The organism is Streptosporangium sp. NPDC004379 (assembly GCF_042873875.1).
Lineage (GTDB): Bacteria > Actinomycetota > Actinomycetes > Streptosporangiales > Streptosporangiaceae > Streptosporangium.
In genome coordinates this window covers 1-15,719 of the sequence record NZ_JBIAMC010000029.1, presented here as the reverse complement: position 1 = coordinate 15,719, position 15,719 = coordinate 1, and the positions used below count along the sequence as shown (strand labels likewise).

General features: G+C 71.7%; 16 protein-coding genes and 2 pseudogenes. 6 read left to right on the top strand and 12 right to left on the bottom strand.

Annotation, left to right across the window (positions count from 1 at the left end; all coding sequences use genetic code 11):
• Positions 1–177: 177 nt before the first annotated feature.
• The 5 genes from ACFYSC_RS35935 to ACFYSC_RS35915 all read right to left on the bottom strand — a co-directional run bounded on the left by ACFYSC_RS35935 (position 178) and on the right by ACFYSC_RS35915 (position 5,160).
• Positions 178–1,581: an alkaline phosphatase PhoX gene (locus ACFYSC_RS35935; RefSeq protein WP_389970543.1), complete on the bottom strand. Its 1,404-nt coding sequence runs from the start codon at positions 1,579–1,581 to the stop codon at positions 178–180.
• Positions 1,582–1,757: 176 nt separating this feature from the next.
• Entirely contained in the window at positions 1,758–1,922 is a 165-nt protein-coding gene (locus tag ACFYSC_RS35930) for a hypothetical protein (RefSeq protein ID WP_389970540.1), read from the bottom strand.
• Positions 1,919–2,458 (bottom strand): NUDIX hydrolase, encoded by a 540-nt coding sequence (locus ACFYSC_RS35925; protein WP_389970537.1) that lies wholly within the window; start codon positions 2,456–2,458, stop codon positions 1,919–1,921. Before ACFYSC_RS35925 ends, ACFYSC_RS35930 begins: the two co-directional genes overlap by 4 nt.
• A 98-nt stretch (positions 2,459–2,556) precedes the next feature.
• Positions 2,557–3,828 (bottom strand): epoxide hydrolase family protein, encoded by a 1,272-nt coding sequence (locus tag ACFYSC_RS35920; RefSeq protein WP_389970535.1) that lies wholly within the window; start codon positions 3,826–3,828, stop codon positions 2,557–2,559.
• Positions 3,829–3,867: 39 nt separating this feature from the next.
• A complete protein-coding gene (locus ACFYSC_RS35915) occupies positions 3,868–5,160 on the bottom strand; it encodes a hypothetical protein (protein ID WP_389970532.1) in 1,293 nt (430 codons plus the stop codon).
• Positions 5,161–5,205: 45 nt separating this feature from the next.
• On the opposite strand from ACFYSC_RS35915, the gene ACFYSC_RS35910 reads away from it, so the two are divergent.
• From ACFYSC_RS35910 to ACFYSC_RS35895, 4 genes are all read left to right on the top strand, one after another.
• Positions 5,206–6,432: an ROK family transcriptional regulator gene (locus ACFYSC_RS35910; protein ID WP_389970529.1), complete on the top strand. Its 1,227-nt coding sequence runs from the start codon at positions 5,206–5,208 to the stop codon at positions 6,430–6,432.
• Between the two features lie 94 nt (positions 6,433–6,526).
• Positions 6,527–7,036, top strand: coding sequence for a hypothetical protein (locus ACFYSC_RS35905; protein ID WP_389970526.1), 510 nt, complete (start codon positions 6,527–6,529; stop codon positions 7,034–7,036).
• Complete coding sequence (locus ACFYSC_RS35900; RefSeq protein ID WP_389970523.1) at positions 7,033–7,224, top strand: hypothetical protein; 192 nt, start codon at positions 7,033–7,035, stop codon at positions 7,222–7,224. The genes ACFYSC_RS35905 and ACFYSC_RS35900 overlap by 4 nt, the downstream gene beginning before the upstream one ends.
• 104 nt (positions 7,225–7,328) lie before the next feature.
• Positions 7,329–7,670, top strand: a complete 342-nt coding sequence (locus tag ACFYSC_RS35895) for a hypothetical protein (protein WP_389970520.1) — start codon at positions 7,329–7,331, stop codon at positions 7,668–7,670.
• A 104-nt stretch (positions 7,671–7,774) separates the two neighbouring features.
• Here ACFYSC_RS35895 and ACFYSC_RS35890 read toward each other — a convergent pair whose 3' ends face one another.
• From ACFYSC_RS35890 to ACFYSC_RS35875, 4 genes are all read right to left on the bottom strand, one after another.
• Positions 7,775–8,872 (bottom strand): ImmA/IrrE family metallo-endopeptidase, encoded by a 1,098-nt coding sequence (locus tag ACFYSC_RS35890; protein ID WP_389970517.1) that lies wholly within the window; start codon positions 8,870–8,872, stop codon positions 7,775–7,777.
• A 28-nt stretch (positions 8,873–8,900) separates the two neighbouring features.
• A complete protein-coding gene (locus ACFYSC_RS35885) occupies positions 8,901–9,224 on the bottom strand; it encodes a type II toxin-antitoxin system RelE/ParE family toxin (protein WP_389970514.1) in 324 nt (107 codons plus the stop codon).
• A 238-nt stretch (positions 9,225–9,462) separates the two neighbouring features.
• Positions 9,463–10,083: a hypothetical protein gene (locus ACFYSC_RS35880; protein ID WP_389970511.1), complete on the bottom strand. Its 621-nt coding sequence runs from the start codon at positions 10,081–10,083 to the stop codon at positions 9,463–9,465.
• Between the two features lie 119 nt (positions 10,084–10,202).
• Positions 10,203–11,255, bottom strand: a complete 1,053-nt coding sequence (locus ACFYSC_RS35875) for an aldo/keto reductase (RefSeq protein WP_389970508.1) — start codon at positions 11,253–11,255, stop codon at positions 10,203–10,205.
• A 349-nt stretch (positions 11,256–11,604) separates the two neighbouring features.
• Between ACFYSC_RS35875 and ACFYSC_RS35870 the strand changes: the two genes are divergently transcribed.
• Positions 11,605–12,657 carry a tetratricopeptide repeat protein gene (locus ACFYSC_RS35870; protein ID WP_389970505.1) on the top strand — a complete coding sequence of 351 codons (1,053 nt, stop codon included), beginning with the start codon at positions 11,605–11,607 and terminating at the stop codon, positions 12,655–12,657.
• A gap of 635 nt (positions 12,658–13,292) precedes the next feature.
• Here the strand turns inward: ACFYSC_RS35870 and ACFYSC_RS35865 are convergent.
• The 3 genes and pseudogenes from ACFYSC_RS35865 to ACFYSC_RS35855 all read right to left on the bottom strand — a co-directional run.
• Positions 13,293–14,057, bottom strand: coding sequence for a lytic polysaccharide monooxygenase (locus ACFYSC_RS35865; protein ID WP_389970502.1), 765 nt, complete (start codon positions 14,055–14,057; stop codon positions 13,293–13,295).
• A gap of 187 nt (positions 14,058–14,244) precedes the next feature.
• Entirely contained in the window at positions 14,245–14,694 is a 450-nt protein-coding gene (locus ACFYSC_RS35860) for a hypothetical protein (protein WP_389970627.1), read from the bottom strand.
• Positions 14,695–14,994: 300 nt separating this feature from the next.
• Positions 14,995–15,195, bottom strand: a pseudogene (locus tag ACFYSC_RS35855) (helix-turn-helix domain-containing protein); the annotation flags it as partial.
• 266 nt (positions 15,196–15,461) lie between these two features.
• Here ACFYSC_RS35855 and ACFYSC_RS35850 point away from each other — a divergent pair.
• A pseudogene (locus tag ACFYSC_RS35850) lies at positions 15,462–15,719 on the top strand (hypothetical protein); the annotation flags it as partial.

Genomic DNA, 15,719 nt, shown 5'->3' with positions numbered 1-15,719 from the left:
AGCTCCGGAGGTCTTCCCAGGAGAGTCTCCCAAGGAGAAGGGCCGCCGGTCATCCGGGGAGGCCGATGAAGCCGTCGAAGCCGCTGAGACCGCACGGCCGGAAGCCTCTGAAAGGCGAGCGGCCCGCCGTGCCCTCCGGGGAGGGCACGGCGGGCCGTTCCGCCCGGCGCCGTACCGTCAGTGCCCGGCGTTGCCGGGACGGCCCCACGGGCCGGTGATCGCCATGACGTGGCCCGGCGTCTGGATGCAGGCGAACAGGATCCTGCCGTCCTGGCTGAAGGTCGGGCCGGTGAACTCGCTGTCGTTCAGGTCGTTGCGGGCCATCGGGTAGGACTTGCCCTGGTCGGTGACGCCCACCAGGTGCTGGACGCCCTCGCCGTCCTCGGCCAGGATGACCCCGCCGTACGGCGAGACCGTGATGTTGTCCGGCCCGTCGAAGGCGCCGTCCTCGTCGGGGTCGGCGTTGACGCCGAAGATGGTCTTCAGCGTGACCGTCTGGCTGCGGGGGTCGTAGAACCACACCTGGCCGTCGTGCTCGTTGAGGCTGCCGTCGCTGTGCCGGGCGAAGCTGGCCACGAAGTACGCGCCGCCGTCGGCCCACCAGGCGCCCTCCAGCTTGCGGCTGCGGGTGACCTGGTCGTCGGCGAACTGCTTGCGCGTCGAGACGCTGCGGGCGTCGCGGTCGGGCACCGGGACCCACCGGACCCGGTAGCGGGTGCCCGGCCGGGTGGCCTGCGACAGGTCCTGGATGTGCTCGGAGCCGTGGTAGCAGCTCATCGCCTCCAGGGTGCCCGCGGTGTCGCCGCCCTCGCTCTGGGCCAGGGCCTTGAGCGCGCCCTTGCCGCCCCGGAAGCCCGCGGGCGGGGTCCAGCGGTAGTAGAGGCCGTTGGGGCCGGAGGCGTCCTCGGTCTCGTAGATCGTGAAGGTCCGCGGGTCGACGGCGACGGCCTCGTGCGAGTAGCGGCCGAGGAACTTCAGCGGCACCGGGTCCCGGTTCGCCTCATGGTCGAAGGGGTCGACCTCGAAGACGTAGCCGTGGTCCTTCTGGTACTTCCCGCCGGCCCTCTGCTCGGTCTCCTCGCAGGTCAGCCAGGTGTTCCACGGGGTCTTGCCGCCGGCGCAGTTGTTGTGCGTGCCGGCCAGGCTGACGTACTCACGGACGCGGTCGCCCCGGAGGCTCACCTCGATGTTGGTCGTGCCGCCGCCGGCGCCCGGGTCGTAGGTCAGGCCGGGCAGGGCCGGCACCCGGTACGGCTCGCCGCCGCCGACCTCGTGGTTGTTCACCAGGGTGGTGCCGCGGCCGTGGGGGAAGGCTCCGGTGCCGTCGGGGTCGCTGGGCGTGGGCTCACCCGTCTCCAGCTTCGTCACGCCGGCCTGAGCGATGATCTTGTAGGAGAAGCCGGCGGGCAGGGCCAGCACACCGGCCGGGTCGTCGACGAGCGGGCCGTACCCCAGCGCGGGCCGCGTCGCCGCGAACGCCGCGGGGCCGGCGATCGCCTCGATGCTGCCGGCGAACACGATGCCGAGGCCGCCTGCGGCGCTGCTACGGAGGAAGTTGCGACGGGAAACGGGTGAGGACACGGGTATCGCCTCCAGTTTGGAACGCTGACACCGAGCGATCTAATTATGTCCGGGAAACATCCTTGTCGTCCCACTATGTTCGCCGGATGAACCCCCGCTGAACACTCCGTCCCGCGAACGGCCCGCCCGGATCCCTCACGGCCGGCACGGCCCCGCCCCAGCGGTCACGGCGGATGTCAGACGGTCGCCACCGGCGTTCCCCGGACGCCCAGCGCCTCCGCGACAGCGATCGTGTCCAGGCGGAAGGGGCGGATCTCGGTGATCAGGCCGTTCCCGAAGGTGATGAGCCGCCTGACCGCCGTGTCGAGGACCCGTCCGGTGGCGCGTCCTGAGCCCGTCACGGGGGAGGTTCCGGGTGGTGCCAGGGCAGGACCAGCGGCTCTGACGGGAGGCCGCCGGTCAGCAGCCTGTCGAGAAGTCCGGAGAGGCCGGGCGGGATGACTCGGTCGCCGGTCGCCCCCAGCTCGGGAAGGGGCCACCAGCGGAAGGTGTCCATCAGGGAGCGTTCGAGGTCCTCCATGCCGGAGACGTCCACCGACGGTTCGGGGACGCGCAGCAGGAAGTAGTGGTCCCGGGCGTAGAACAGCCGGTCGTCGAGGTCGGTCCAGTGGCCCCGGGAGACGGCGACGACCGGGCCGAGGTCCTCCGGCGAGGTCACCTGGCCGGTCTCCTCACGGAGTTCTCGGGCGGCGGCCACGGCCAGGTCCTCACCGGGGTCGACGCCGCCGCCGGGGGTGAACCAGGCGAGGTCGGAGCCCTTGACCAGACCGCGGCCCCGGAACAGCAGGACCCGGTCCTGGCCGTCGAGGAGCAGGACGCGGGCGGAGGGCCGCACGACGGCGCCGGGCAGCGGGTCACGGGGAGTCGCTTCGGGCATGAGGGCGAGCATAGGCGGCCGTCCCGCCTTCTCGCGATCTTCACGTCTCCGGCCCGGCATCGGCCCGCCGCCGCCGTCGGCGGACCAGGCGGAAGCCGTCAGCGGACCAGGCGGAAGAACGCCCGGACCTCTTCGACGAACAGTCCCGGCTGCTCCATCGCGGCGAAGTGACCGCCCCGGTCGGGCTCACCCCAGTGCCGGATGTCGGTGAAGCGCCTGGCGGCCCAGCGCCGGGAAGGCCGCGGGTTCTCCTTGGGGAAGACCGAGCATCCGGCCGGCACCGTCACGGTGTCGGTCGCCTCGTCCGTGAAGACGCGCTGGACCTGCCCGAAACTCTCCCAGTACAGCCGCGCGGCGGAGGCCCCGGTCCCGGGCAGCCAGTAGAACATGAGGTTGTCGAGGATCTCGTCGCGGGTGAGCACGTTCTCCGGATGGCCGTCGCAGTCGGTCCAGGACCGGAACTTCTCGACGATCCAGGCGCACAGCAGCGCCGGGGAGTCGACGAGGCCGTACCCGATGGTCTGGGGCCGGGTCGACTGCTCCAGCGAGTAGCCGTCCTCCTGCCGTCCCGCCCGCTCCAGGTCGGCGAGGGCGGCGCGCTCGGCGTCGGTGAGGTCGCCGAACGTGGCCGGGTCCGGAGGCGCGAGGGGCGGGGTGAGATGGATCCCCGCCACGTGGCCCGGATCCCCCCGCCCGATGCTCGCGGTGATGCTGGTGCCCCAGTCGTGGCCCTGCGCTCCGTACCGTTCGTAGCCCAGACGCGCCATCAGCTCGATCCACGCCGCGGCGATCCGCTCGACGCCCCAGCCCCGGCCGGCCGGTTTGTCGCTGAAGCCGTAGCCGGGCGGTGACGGGCACACGACGTGGAAGGCGTCGCGGGCGTCGCCGCCGTGGGCGGGCGGGTCGGTCAACGGGCCGATCACCTTCAGGAACTCCACGACGGATCCGGGCCAGCCGTGCGTGAGGACGAGCGGCAGCGCGTCGTCGTACGGCGAGCGGACGTGGAGGAAGTGGACGCCGAGCCCGTCGATCACGGTGCGGAACTGCGGCAGGGCGTTCAGACGCCTCTCGGTGGCCCGCCAGTCGTACTCCTCGGCCCAGTAGCGGCACAGGTCCCGCAGGTAGCCGAGGGGCACGCCCTGTGACCAGTCGTCGACGGTCTCCTTCTCCGGCCATCTGGTGCGCGCCAGCCGCTCACGCAGGTCACGCAGGTCGGACTCCGGGATGTCGAGGCGGAACGGGGTCACCGCCCCGATCTCCGCGCCGGTCTCCGTCCCGCCGGCCGCTCCCGTTCCCGCCCGGCTCACCGCGCCGGTCGCCGCTCGGGCTTCCCGGTGGGCCGCCGCGTCGTTCGCCGGGTTCGTCGTCATGTCGCCTCCCTGCCGTGGACGGGTCATCGGTGGACGGGGTCAGGCGCGCGAACGCGCCAGGAGAGGGGGAATCGCGGTGGCGGCCGCCAGGACGGCCGCCAGGGGAAGGACCGCGATGAGGAGGGCGGCCCTCAGGTCCAGGGCCGCCCCGAGTACGGCGATGCCCGTGGGCGCCGCCAGGATCGCGGTGCCGGAGGCGAGCGCGCCGTACGCCGCCGAGCGGGTCGCCGTGAGACCGGGGAGGCCGACGAGCCGGGCGAGCGTGACCGGATAGAGCGGCGCGACCCCGAGCCCGGCCAGCACGAGCCCCGCGGTGACCGGCGCGGGGAGGCCGGTCAGCGCGACGAGGAGCGTGCCGGCCGCCGCGAGCCCGCACCCGGCGGGGATGACGGGAAACCCCCTTCCGGTCAGTCTCGCCGTCACCAGCCGGCCCGCCGCCATTCCGACGAGGAACGCGGCGGCGGCCACGGCGGCCCCGCCGTCGGACAGGCCGGTGTCCCGCAGCCGCGCCACGGCCCAGATCGTGAAGCAGAACTCGATGGACACGGAGGCCACGATGGCGGCCCACGCGCCCGCGGTCCGCCGCGTCCGGCCGCGCGTCCCCGCGTCCGATGCCGGAGCCGGCGCGCCGGACCGGTCGCTCCCCGCCGGGGCCGTGTCACCGGGCCGGACCGCCGGGGACGGGGGTGTCGAGGTGGGGTCACCGCCCGCCGGGGACAGGGGCGCCGAGGGCGGGATCGCCGGGGCGGGATCGTCGTCGCTCGCCGGGGACATCGCGGTGGAGCCGCCGGCGCCCGCCGGGGGCGCCGCGCGCGGCCGGGTGCCGGCGGCCAGGAAGATCAGCGGTGGTACGGCCAGCAGGAGTGCGAGCCGTCCGTCGGCCCCGGCGGCCTCCAGAGCGCCGATGGCGGGCGGGCCGAGGATCGCGCTGACGCTCGCGGCGGCGTTGACGCGGGCCAGTCCGGCGGCCGCGTCCGGGCCGCGGAACAGGGCCGGGGTGACGAGGACGATGCCGGCCGCGCCCAGCCCCAGCAGCAGCGCCCCGGCCGCCGCGACGACCGCGGCCGTCCCGGTCGCCAGGAGGACGGCCCCGGCGGCGGTGACGAGGGCCGCGGCGAAGAGGGCGGGCCGGGGACCGGAGCGCAGGAGCACACCTCCGGCGGCCCCGACGGCGAGCAGGCCGGCCCCGAACGACGACGCCAGCCACGCGAGGCTCTCCGGCGGAGCGCCCAGGTCACCGGCGAGCAGAACCAGGCACGCGCCGAGGCTGTTGACGGTGAAGCCCAGCGTCGCCTGCGCGACCCCGACCTGCCGAAGGTCCAACCGTGACATGGGCTCCCCCTATAAACTCGCCGTACGAGGATAAAGGGAGGCACAGTGTCGACCGCAAGCCCCGCGAGCCGGTCTCTTTCGTTCCACACCCGGAGTTCCCGCTGGCGCGGCGCGCTGGCCGTGCTCGGGGAGATGCGGCGCGAACCCGGTGTCACCCGTGCCGTCGTGGCGGAGCGGCTCGGCCTGAGCAGCGGCTCGGCCACCGAGATCACCGCCCGGCTGCGCGAGCTCGCGCTGCTCGCCGAGACGCCCGCGGCGGCGTCGGGGCGCGGCCGTCCGACCACCGTGCTCGGCCCGCACCCGGACGGGCCCGTCGTCATCGCGGTGGACCTGCGGCAGGAGGACTACCGGTGCGCCGTCGCGACGCTCGACGGCAGGCCCGAGGTGCTGGAGTCCGCGGCCCACGCCGACCGTTCCGCCGACCACGCCGTCGGCGCGGTCGCGCGGGCGGTGCACCGCGCCTGTGACCGCTACGGCGACCGCGTCCGGTTCGTCTCGGTGGCGGTCGCCGCGACCGTGCGGCACGGAAGGGTCACGCAGTCCGCGGCCCTCGGCTGGGACACCGTGGACCTCGGCGCCCTCACACCGAGCCCGGACGTGCCACTGCTGGTCGGCAACGACGCGACGCTTTCCGGCGTGGCGGAGTCCCGGTACGGCGCCGCCGTCGGCGCGGCCGTGGCCCTGCACGTCACGATCGAGGTGGGCGTCGGCGGCACCCTGATCGTCGACGGCCGTCCCGTCGAGGGGATGACGGGCGCGGGCGGCGAGTTCGGCCACCTCCCGTTCGGCGACCGGGAGCTGCGCTGCCCGTGCGGAGCCCGGGGCTGCTGGGACCTCGCCGTCGACGGCCGGGCCATCGCCCGTCACCTGGGCGCGCCTCCGCCCCGCGATCCGCGCACCTATGCCCAGGCGGCCCTGGCCAGGGCGGCGGAGGACCCCGCCGTCCGATCCGCGGTGAGCCGTGTCGCGGGCGACTTCGCCGGCGGCCTGGCCGGGCTGGTCAACGCCCTCGACCCCGGCGTCGTCACGCTCGGCGGTCTCGCGGGGCCGCTCCGGGCGGCGGCCGCACCGCGGTTCGCCGCCGCTCTGGAGGACGGGCTCATGAGGTTCCGCCGGGCGGATCCGCCGCCCGTGGTCGCCTCCGCGCTCGGCGAGGACGGCGCGTTGCACGGGGCCGCGGCCGTCGCGCTGGACCGGTTCCTCACCGAGGAGGGCCTGGCCGCGTGGGCGTCCACGCGTCACGCGCAGGCGGGAGGGCGCGCAGGCGGGTGACCGCGCCGGACCGGCCGGGGTGGTGCCATGTCCACCCCGGGGACTCGATCCCGCGCCAGTGTGCGGCGGACGCCGCGCCGGTTGGATCGGCGGCATGACAACGACCTCGGTCGACTTCCCCGGCCGCTGGGTGGAGGGCGCCGGGCTCGTCCTCGGGCCGTCCCTGATGCTCGCCGGGGTGCTGCTCCGGGCAGGCTTCGACGGCTTCTTCCCCGAGCAGCTCGCGGCGTTCGCCGGAGACCCCGTCCTGATGACCGCCTCCTACGGCGCCTTCGCGGTGGGGAACGTCCTGCTGTGGCCCGCCGTCATCGCGCTGGTCCGTCGGGTCTGGGCGGTACGGCCGCGGTGGGCGCTGTGGGGCGGCGTGATGGTGCTCTCCGGGTTGTTCGCCCGCTCCATCCACGCCGGGGTCAGCCACCTGGCCTTCCAGCTCGTCGACGTCCAGGGGGTCGAGACGGCGCAGAAGGCGGTGGCCGGCTCCTACGGCGCTTTCCACCCGTTCCACCCGCTGTCTCCGGCGATCTTCTTCGGCTGGATCGTGCTGGCCGCCGGGGCGTGGCGGGCGTGCTGGGGGTCGCCAGGTCCGCCGCCCTGGCCTCGATGAGCGCCCTGCCGATCGGCGTGCTGAAGGGGACGGGGCCGATGTCGGTCGTCGCCGTCCTCGGGCTGTGCGCGGCGCTGGTGCCGCTGGGGGCCGGTGTCCTGCGGAATGGCCCCGCACCCAGATGGTGGGCCTACCCGCTCGTGCTGGGCGTGGGCGCCGCCGCCGTTCTCCTCGGCATGGCAGGTTAGTTTTCTGCCGCCAAAAACCTGTATTGCCGATTTATGGGATTAAATGGCCGATCGTCCGATCCGGAGCGGGTAGGGAGGGGTGGTCGGAGGAAGGGGGCCACCCGATGAGCGAGCAGGACGACCGGAGAGAGCGCCTGGAGAAGATCGCGCACGAGCACGTGGAGCACCTGTCGGGCGAGACCGCACTGGGCGGCACCGACCCGGCGGCTCGGGGAGAGCGCGTCGCCCGGGAGACCCCGGGCTCGGCACAAGGCGGCGAGGGCCGGGTCCAAGGCGCCGGTGACATGACGGCGACCGGCAACGCTCCCCTGGGCGACCAGAGCACCGGGGGCGAGGCCGCCCGCGAGGCGATCGGCGCGGAACCGGGCGAGTCCGGCGAGATCGAGGACCGCAGCACCGGGGAGGCGTCCCGGGACGAGATGACCGGCGGCCAGGGCGGCGGCTGACCGGCCCGGCCGCGTCGGCGGATCGCCTTCCGGGCGAGGGGCGACGGCCATGGTCACCGCCGCCGCGTCACGGCGGCACCGGAGCGGCTGAGGCTCGGGGACCGTCAAAGGCCGGTTTCCAGATCGATCCTGTTCTTCAGGTCGTCGCCGTAGCCGGCGGGCCAGATGCCGTCGTGCTGCAGCCGACCCGCGACGATGCCGGGTGACACTCCGATCTCACGGGCGAACGCGCGGGCCGCTTCCGGGGATGCGATCGCACGCAGCCGCGGGACATGCTCTTCGGGAATCAGCAGGTCAACCGCGAACCGATTGGCCTCCTCTTCCCTCGGGTCGTCACCGGACCCGCCGTCATCGATCCACGTGCCGCCCTTCCCGTGCAGCAGGATGTGGCCGATCTCGTGAAAGAAGGTGAACCAAAGGTGATCGTCCGTTCCGCGGCGAAGACTCAGCAGGAGCATGACCTTGTCACCGGACACCCATCGTGTCGCTCCACTGACGCACGCGCCGTCGAACTCTCTGACGAAGACCACCGCGACCCCGTACCGCACGCAGACATCCCGCATCATCGACGCGGCCAGTTCGGGGGGCTGAGCGGTCAGCCCCCGTAGACGAGGCAGCGCACGCCGAAGACCCGGAGCGTCGAACGACCCGCATTCGATGTCGTGCGCCGCGAGCTCTCCCAGCCGAAGCCAGACGGCGACCGCACCCGGACGGGTCACGGAAGGCTCCGCCCTGCGGAAGGCAGCGGCCGGCCGCTCGTACAGTTCGCGCCATGTCGTCAGATGCGCGACTCCGAAGAAGGCGAGGAGTTGCTGCACCCGGGAGATCTCATCCGTCGGTTCCTCGGGGAGGATCCCCCGGACCACCAGTTCGCGAACCGGTATCTCGTCCAGCCAGGGGACCGCTTCCAGCAACTCGCCTTCCAGCCTGAGCCGCTGCAGGGCGGACTGATAGTCCGCTTCCAGGCGGTTCCAGAGCCTGGCGGGCATGCCGGTCACGAGCTCCAGCCGCTGCGCGATCTCATGACTCAGCGGCACCAGTCCCTGGACCAGCCTGTTGAGGTGCTTGGCGCTGAGTCCGAGCCTGGCCGCCAGCTCCCGCTGGGTCATGCCGAGCTCGTCGAGGTATTCGCGGATCGTCTCCCCCGGCGGCACGGCGTAGTCGGGGGCGCCAGAAGGATGGAACTCGGTCGCCGACGTCATCTTCCACGCTCCTTTCGCGCTTGGTGGTTCATCCGTGGTAGTCGACGATCTCTATGACCAGCGCGGCTTCTTCTTCAGCCAACCCCTGGTCGGCCTTCTCCTTGGGCGTCATGAGCCGGAACACGAGACGCCAGCCCCGATGAAGGTCCATCGCGTGGCACCCCGCGTAGCTCCCACGCAGGGGATGGCAGCGTCCCGGCATGCCGAAGAGGTCGTCAAGGGTGTCCGCGACGCGGAGGGCCTGCAGCCGCTGCCTGAGCTTACGGGCCCCCTCGGCACCGTAGGCCGCACGCATCTCCCGGTCCGACCGGCACAGGAGCTGGAGACGACGGTCCGCATAGAACACCTCCAACCCGCTGGTCTCCTCTGAGTATTAACCAACTTGGTAAACGAGGAACTCCCCTTGCGGACAAGATAACGTCACCGGCCGTGCCCGGCGATCCGTTCACCCAAGGCGGAGAGGTCCTTTTTCACGGTGCGTGTCCGGGGAGGACCCATCGGGCCTTCGCCGGCAACCGCCGGTGATCCAGGATGCATGTGCGCGAAGCCTGGTCCGCGGCCTGACCGGCAGGCGTTATCGTCGCATCCTCTCAACCGGCATCCGTCTCACGCAGGCGGAGCTGCCGCCCGCACTCGTCGGCCAGCCGGGGGTACGCGCGGGCGATGGCCTCGTAGGTCCGCCGCCTGAGCAGGCGCGTCGCCTCCGCGCGGCCGACCCTGCCGGACAGTTCCTCCAGGGCGCCGTCATAGACGGTGAGTTCGTGACGGAGGTAGTTGACCGCCCACCTCCGCAGGGTCGGCCCATCGACGTCCGCCACCCGTGCGGGGTCCGGAATGTGATCGAGCCGGTGCCCGGCCCGCTCCGCGTCTCGGTGGTTGCGGTGGTCGACCGCCTTGCGCGTCAGCGCGTCCCACGAGAGGACCGGAACCATGATCGGTATGGCGGCGAGGGCGGCGAAGGTTTCACCGCGCCTGCGTTCCGCTGCGAGCAGGGCCGTGCGGGATCTCCGCTCAGCCCTGTCGCGCAGCGCGGTGAACGCCTCCGTCTCCTCGGCGAGGACCACTCTCTCCACCTCGTACAGCCGCGCCGGCGCCGCGGAACGGAAGACGGGGTTGGGAGCCAGCCGGTCGGGCGGATCGAGAAGCGCCCGGATCATGGACGGGCTCCAGCCGCGCTCCCGCAGCTCTGCGGCCGTGAAGTGCCCGTTCATCGCGATTTTCCTCCTGTCACGAGGGACAGGATGGCCGGTCACGGGAGGTGGCTTCAGAGCCGAATCACGTTCTGTGGACAACCTCCGTCATCGACCCGCCGGCCGTCATGAACCAGGGGTCACTGAGCGGCGGCGCGGTCCGCGAGCGGGCGGCGGCGCCGTGCGGCGTCGGTCAGCGCGACCGGACGCCAGGCGCCGTCCGGCTGGTAGACGTCGGTTCCCGGCGGGACGATCTCGTCGATCCTGTCGAGGGTCGCGTCGTCGAGCGTGAGCGTGGCGCCCTTCAGCGACGCCTCCAGCTGCTCCATCGTCCGCGGCCCGAGGATCACCGAGGTGACGCCGGGGTGTGCCGCGGCGAAGGCCACGGCCAGTTCGGGCAGCGAGCAGCCGACGTCACCGGCGACCTCGATGAGCCGTTCCACGACGGCCAGCTTGGCGGCGTTCACCGGAAGAGAGGGGTCGAAGCGCGCCGGCATCAGCGCGGCGCGGCCGGTGGCGAGATCGATGGACCGGCCCGCCCGGTACTTGCCGGTCAGGAACCCCCAGGCCAGCGGGCTCCATGTCAGCACGCCCATCCCCAGTCGCCGGCAGACCGGCAGCACGGAGGTCTCCACGCCCCGGGCCAGCAACGAGTACGGCGGCTGCTCGGTCCTGAAGCGCAGCAGGCCCCGGCGCTCGGCCACGTGGTACGCCTCGACGATCTCGTCGGCCGGGAAGGTGGAGCAGCCGAAGGCGCGGATCTTCCCCTGGTGGACGAGGTCGCTCAGCGCGGAGAGCGTCTCCTCGACGTCGGTCGTGTGGTCGGGGCGGTGGACCTGATAAAGGTCGATCCAGTCGGTCCCCAGACGCCGGAGGCTGTCCTCGACCGCCCGGAAGATCCACCGCCGGGAGTTGCCGCCTCTGTTGGGCCCTTCGCCCATCGGGAAGTGCACCTTGGTGGCGAGCACGACGTCGTCACGACGGCCGCGCAACGCCTTCCCCACGATCTCCTCCGACTCCCCCGCCGAGTACATGTCCGCGGTGTCGACGAAGTTGATCCCCCGATCGAGGGCCGCGTGGACGATGCGGACGCACTCGTCGTGATCGGGATTGCCGACGGCGCCGAACATCATGGTGCCGAGGCAGTGGGCGCTCACCTCGATGCCGGTGCCGCCGAGGACTCGATAGCGCATGCCGGGGCTCCCTGGAGATCGGAAATGGGGGATCGCGAAGTGGACCCTAGGTCCTGGAGCGCGCTCCATGGCAAGTTCCTCGTGAAGGCGCACCCCGAGACCTCGGGTCGCCGCGTCCCGGGAGTGATGCTCGTACTTTCCACCGGTCCCGGAAGATCAGCGGGTGCGACGGCGCACCGGTGGGCATGGAGGCTTCGCGCCTCCACGCGAGAGGTGATCGGTAACGGCTGGGCTACTTACCCATATACCGGCCTTTCCGGACGGCAAGCTGAAAGACGTGCCGACTTCCCCTGATTCATCGCGGCCCCCCGCCCGTCTCTCCTCGGGTTCCGCCGACGCGAGTCGGGTCGTGGCCGCCGTCGCCGCGCTCATCTCGATCCTGCTGGCCGGCACAGGACTCATCGGCTCCGTCACCGGTCTGTCCCCGATCACGTCCGAGACCTCGGACGCATCGGGCAACGGCGTCAGTCTGGCCGGTGCGTTGATCAGTCTGGCCGGTCTGGCCGGTCTGGCGATCAGCGCCGCCGCCCTGCTGCGGATACGCAAGCGGGTACTGCAGGCCGAGCACCCGGACGCGTTGTCCGCCCAGACCGATCTCGCCTACCAGATGATGGAGGCCGGGGACACCGCCGGGGCGCGCGACCGGCTGGCCGCCCTGCTGCCGGTGTACGAACGGGTCATGGGCGCCGAGCACCCTGACACGCTGGCCGCCCGGGGCAACCTCGCCGCCCTGACGGGACAGATGGGAGACGCGGCCACCGCCCGCGAACAACTCACCGCCCTCCTGCCATCACTGGAACAGGTCCTGGGAGCGGAAGACCCGAACACACTCGCCTTCCAGAGTCGTCTTGCCCATTGGACAGGGAAAGCAGGGGACGCGGCCACCGCCCGCGAACAACTCACTGCCCTCCTGCCGACATATGAGCGAACCCTGGGCGCCGAACATCCCGACGCACTGAGCGTCCGGCACGACCTCGCCGTCTGGACGGGAGAGGCGGGCGATCCGGCCACCGCCCGCGACCGGCTCGCCGCCCTGATACCGGTGCTGGAACGGGTCCAAGGGGCCGAGCATCCGCACACGTTGTCCCTGCTCGACAACTTCGCCTGCATGACGGGGAAAGCGGGTGACGCGGCCGGGGCGCGCGACCGGCTGGCCGCCCTGCTGCCGGTGTACGAACGGGTCATGGGCGCCGAACATTTCGGCACACTGAGCGTCCGGCACGACCTCGCCGTCTGGATGGGAGAGGCGGGCGATCCTGTCACCGCCCGCGACCGGCTGGCCGCCCTGCTTCCCGTCCAGGAGCGGGTGCTGGGCATCGGGCACCCGGACACGCTGGACACCCGGCGCCACCTCACCCGGTGGGCGGAGGCCTCCGGGCGGGGATCCGGAGACGGTGGATGATCTCTGCGCCGGACGCTCTGCGGTTCAGGACCGGTCCGTTCGTCCGGGGAGCGATCCGGTATCGGGAATGGCCTGTGGCGTCCGCGCCCGAGGCTGAGGGCATCCGGAAGTTCTCCGTTCCCGGGGCGTCGCGATCCGTTCCGGCCCAGGCTCGCCGGCGTCCTTCCGCCGGCATCGGAAACAGGAATCCCGGGTCGATCCCACCGGGATCAACCCGGTGACAGGAATCGCAGCCATAGCCGGATGGCGCGCCACGGTTCGATTCTTCCGTACGGGATCGGAGAATCCGGCCGGCTTGATGCCGAACGATTCTCGGACCGGTTCACCGTACCCTTTTCTTATCAGGGAACGACGAACGATCGCGCCCGGCGGCCACGGCGTTTCTCGCACGGCGGGATCCGGAACAATGGCCCGTCGTACAGACCGAACAAATCGACGACGCGATGAAGATACAATTTTTCGGTTTCCTGCGCAATGCCTTTCAGCTCAGACTGAAAGGCCCAGGTGGTCGCCGGGCCGCCGCGGCTCCGGGGTTCGCGGGGCCTCGCATTCCTGCGGGCGTCCCGCGGCCGTGCGCCGGCGCGGGACGCCCGCAGACGCGACCCGGTGATCCACCGGATCGTTCGAAGAAGAGGTCACACGGACTGCCAGAGCGCCGGGACGTTCGGCGGCTCCCAGCCGGTCAACGCGGTGTGCGGCTGGACGCACCGGTAGGTGCGCCCGCCGTAAGTGACCAGGTCACCGGCCTTATAGGATGTTCCGGCCGTCCAGGCGCCGCCCGGAGTCGCCGTGGGAGTGGGCGTGGAGGTCGGGGTGGCGGTCGGCGTGGGTGTCGGAGTCACCGAGGGAGTCGGCGTGGGCGTGGGGGTCGGGCTGGGGCTCGGGCCGCCGGGGCCCACCTGGAGGTCGACGCAGTTGTAGAAGGCGTTCTCGGTGTCTGCGATGTTCCAGATCGCCAGCAGCTTGATCCGGCCGGTCCGGCCGCCCAGGTTCACCGTGTGCGTGACGACCGACGGAGGCTGCTTGCCGCGGTCGTTGATGACCGCGATCCGCTCGTTGCCGATGTAGTACTCCCACGTGCTGGTGGCGTGGCGGGCCTCGATCAGCCACTTGAAGGTGACCGTGTCCCCGACCGCGGTGGCGGGCCAGGGCTTGCTGTCATCGTCGAGAGGCGCCCACCGGGGGTCTCCGGCGCTGCAGTTGCGCTGGCCCTTGGGCCCCTCGACGCTCTGCGGCTCCCAGATGATCGGTCCGCAGTTGGGGACCTTGCCGGCGGCACACCACGCCTGCCGGCTCGGCGGGTCCGAGATGTAGCCGTGGGCCGACGCGGGCGAGGCGATCACCACCACCGTCGTGGCGGCGACGACCAGCGCCGCCAGGGGTGCTAACAGTTTCCGCATGTCACGCTTCCTCTGTTGGGGGGCAGTGACGCTAATATAAAAGAAAGTTTACTAACAATAAACCCCATGGTGGAATCCTGACACCGACGGGTGTCAGGAAGGAGATCATCCTGGACCAGGCCCGAAGCGCCGATCGCCCGGCATCACGCCGGGCCGTCAGCGATCCGGTCCCGGAATCGTGCCGACGTCACGGGTGCCGGGACACCGGGACAGGGTCCGAGGCGAACTGGCAGCGGGGCATGTTCGGCGGCGGATGGGCGGAGACGTCGACGCGTTCGGCCCTGGCGAACCCCCACCCCTCCCATCGCTCGCTGCCCGGCTCCGAACGGTCCCCCTGCGTGTAGTACCAGATCGTCGCCTCACCGCCCTGGACACGTCCGAGCTCCCAGCAGACGAACCAGCTCCTCTGTGTTTCCAGGGTCCCTATCCTCTCCGTGCCGTCCACGGTGAGATAGAGCGGCGTATTGGGCAGGTTGGGACACACGAAGTCCCTGGTCCACACGTCGCGCTCGTGTCCGGGGTCGGTGTGCTTGGCTCCACCGCGCTCGGTGCAGGACCTCGCGCTCTCCGCGTCGGCCCCGAAGGGGTCGCCCAGACGCCAGACCAGGATCACGCCCATGACCAGGAGCACCAGCACCGCCGCCAACGGCCGTGCGCGGTTCCGCCATGGGACCGGCCGGCGCCCACGCGTGTTCCCCGCCGGAACCGGCGGATCCGATGCGCCGGACGACGGACCAGGCGGGTCCGATGCGCCGGACGGACCCGGCGGATCCAACGGGCCCGATGGGTCCGACGAGTCCGGCGGCGCGGGGAGAGGTCGCTTCGGTGACGTCAGACGGTCATCCGGCCGCTCGGTGGGCTGCTGCCGTACGGGTTCGGTTTCGGGGATCTGAGCGGTCTGCGCCCACACCCATCTCCGGTGGAGTTCGAGGATCTGCGCCTGGCTCGCCTGACATTCCTTGGCGAACTGCTCCAGAAGCGTGAAGTTCGACGGGACACCCTCTCCCGAGCAGTAACGGTGGAGAGTGGATTTGCTGATACCGAGCCGCCTGGCGAGAGCGTCGTAACTGCGGCCGGTCTTTTCCTTCATATGGCGTAGATGCGTGGCCAGATCTGCGACGGCGGATGGCTCTGACAACTCTTACTCCTTGAGTTGCAGCCCGATCTTGACCACCGAAGGGTAACGCGGAACCAGCCGAATCTCCCGCCCGAATCCCATTACGGTCCCATTGCGTGTGGGATTCCGCTGGTCAAAGCGTCCCATCGTCCCATCCTTCCCATGCCGTCCCAGATCTCTTGCCTCAAGGTGACTCGCCGGTAATGGTGAGGACCGCCGGGCCGGCCAAGATCCTCAACCGGGCCCACCCCCACCGGTCCCAAGGACCACCGAACCTCAGGAGACGCATGAGCATGCCTCCGTTCGTTCCCTCGCGCTCCAGGCACCAGGGAACGGCGCGCCCCCTGCCGGTGAGAGCGGCGGCCGCCGCCGCTCTCACCCTCCTCCTCGGCGGTCTGCCGAGCCTTCCGGCGCACGGCGCGACCTCGGCGGGCGCCTCCGCCCGGCAGGCCGCGCTGGCCGCGCCGAATCTGCAGTTGCCCTTCCCCTGCGGGCAGAAGTGGCGGCTGGACACCTGGGCTCATGCCCCCGCCCTGGACATGGTC

Bases quoted from the DNA above. Each gene is read 5' to 3' on its own strand.
- ACFYSC_RS35880 (WP_389970511.1), bottom strand. From the start codon at position 10,083: ATGAACGGGCACTTCACGGCCGCAGAGCTGCGGGAGCGCGGCTGGAGC.
- ACFYSC_RS35920 (WP_389970535.1), bottom strand. From the start codon at position 3,828: ATGACGACGAACCCGGCGAACGACGCGGCGGCCCACCGGGAAGCCCGA.
- ACFYSC_RS35915 (WP_389970532.1), bottom strand. From the start codon at position 5,160: ATGTCACGGTTGGACCTTCGGCAGGTCGGGGTCGCGCAGGCGACGCTG.
- ACFYSC_RS35865 (WP_389970502.1), bottom strand. From the start codon at position 14,057: ATGCGGAAACTGTTAGCACCCCTGGCGGCGCTGGTCGTCGCCGCCACG.
- ACFYSC_RS35875 (WP_389970508.1), bottom strand. From the start codon at position 11,255: ATGCGCTATCGAGTCCTCGGCGGCACCGGCATCGAGGTGAGCGCCCAC.
- ACFYSC_RS35900 (WP_389970523.1), top strand. From the start codon at position 7,033: ATGAGCGCCCTGCCGATCGGCGTGCTGAAGGGGACGGGGCCGATGTCG.
- ACFYSC_RS35905 (WP_389970526.1), top strand. From the start codon at position 6,527: ATGACAACGACCTCGGTCGACTTCCCCGGCCGCTGGGTGGAGGGCGCC.
- ACFYSC_RS35925 (WP_389970537.1), bottom strand. From the start codon at position 2,458: ATGCCCGAAGCGACTCCCCGTGACCCGCTGCCCGGCGCCGTCGTGCGG.
- ACFYSC_RS35895 (WP_389970520.1), top strand. From the start codon at position 7,329: ATGAGCGAGCAGGACGACCGGAGAGAGCGCCTGGAGAAGATCGCGCAC.
- ACFYSC_RS35890 (WP_389970517.1), bottom strand. From the start codon at position 8,872: ATGACGTCGGCGACCGAGTTCCATCCTTCTGGCGCCCCCGACTACGCC.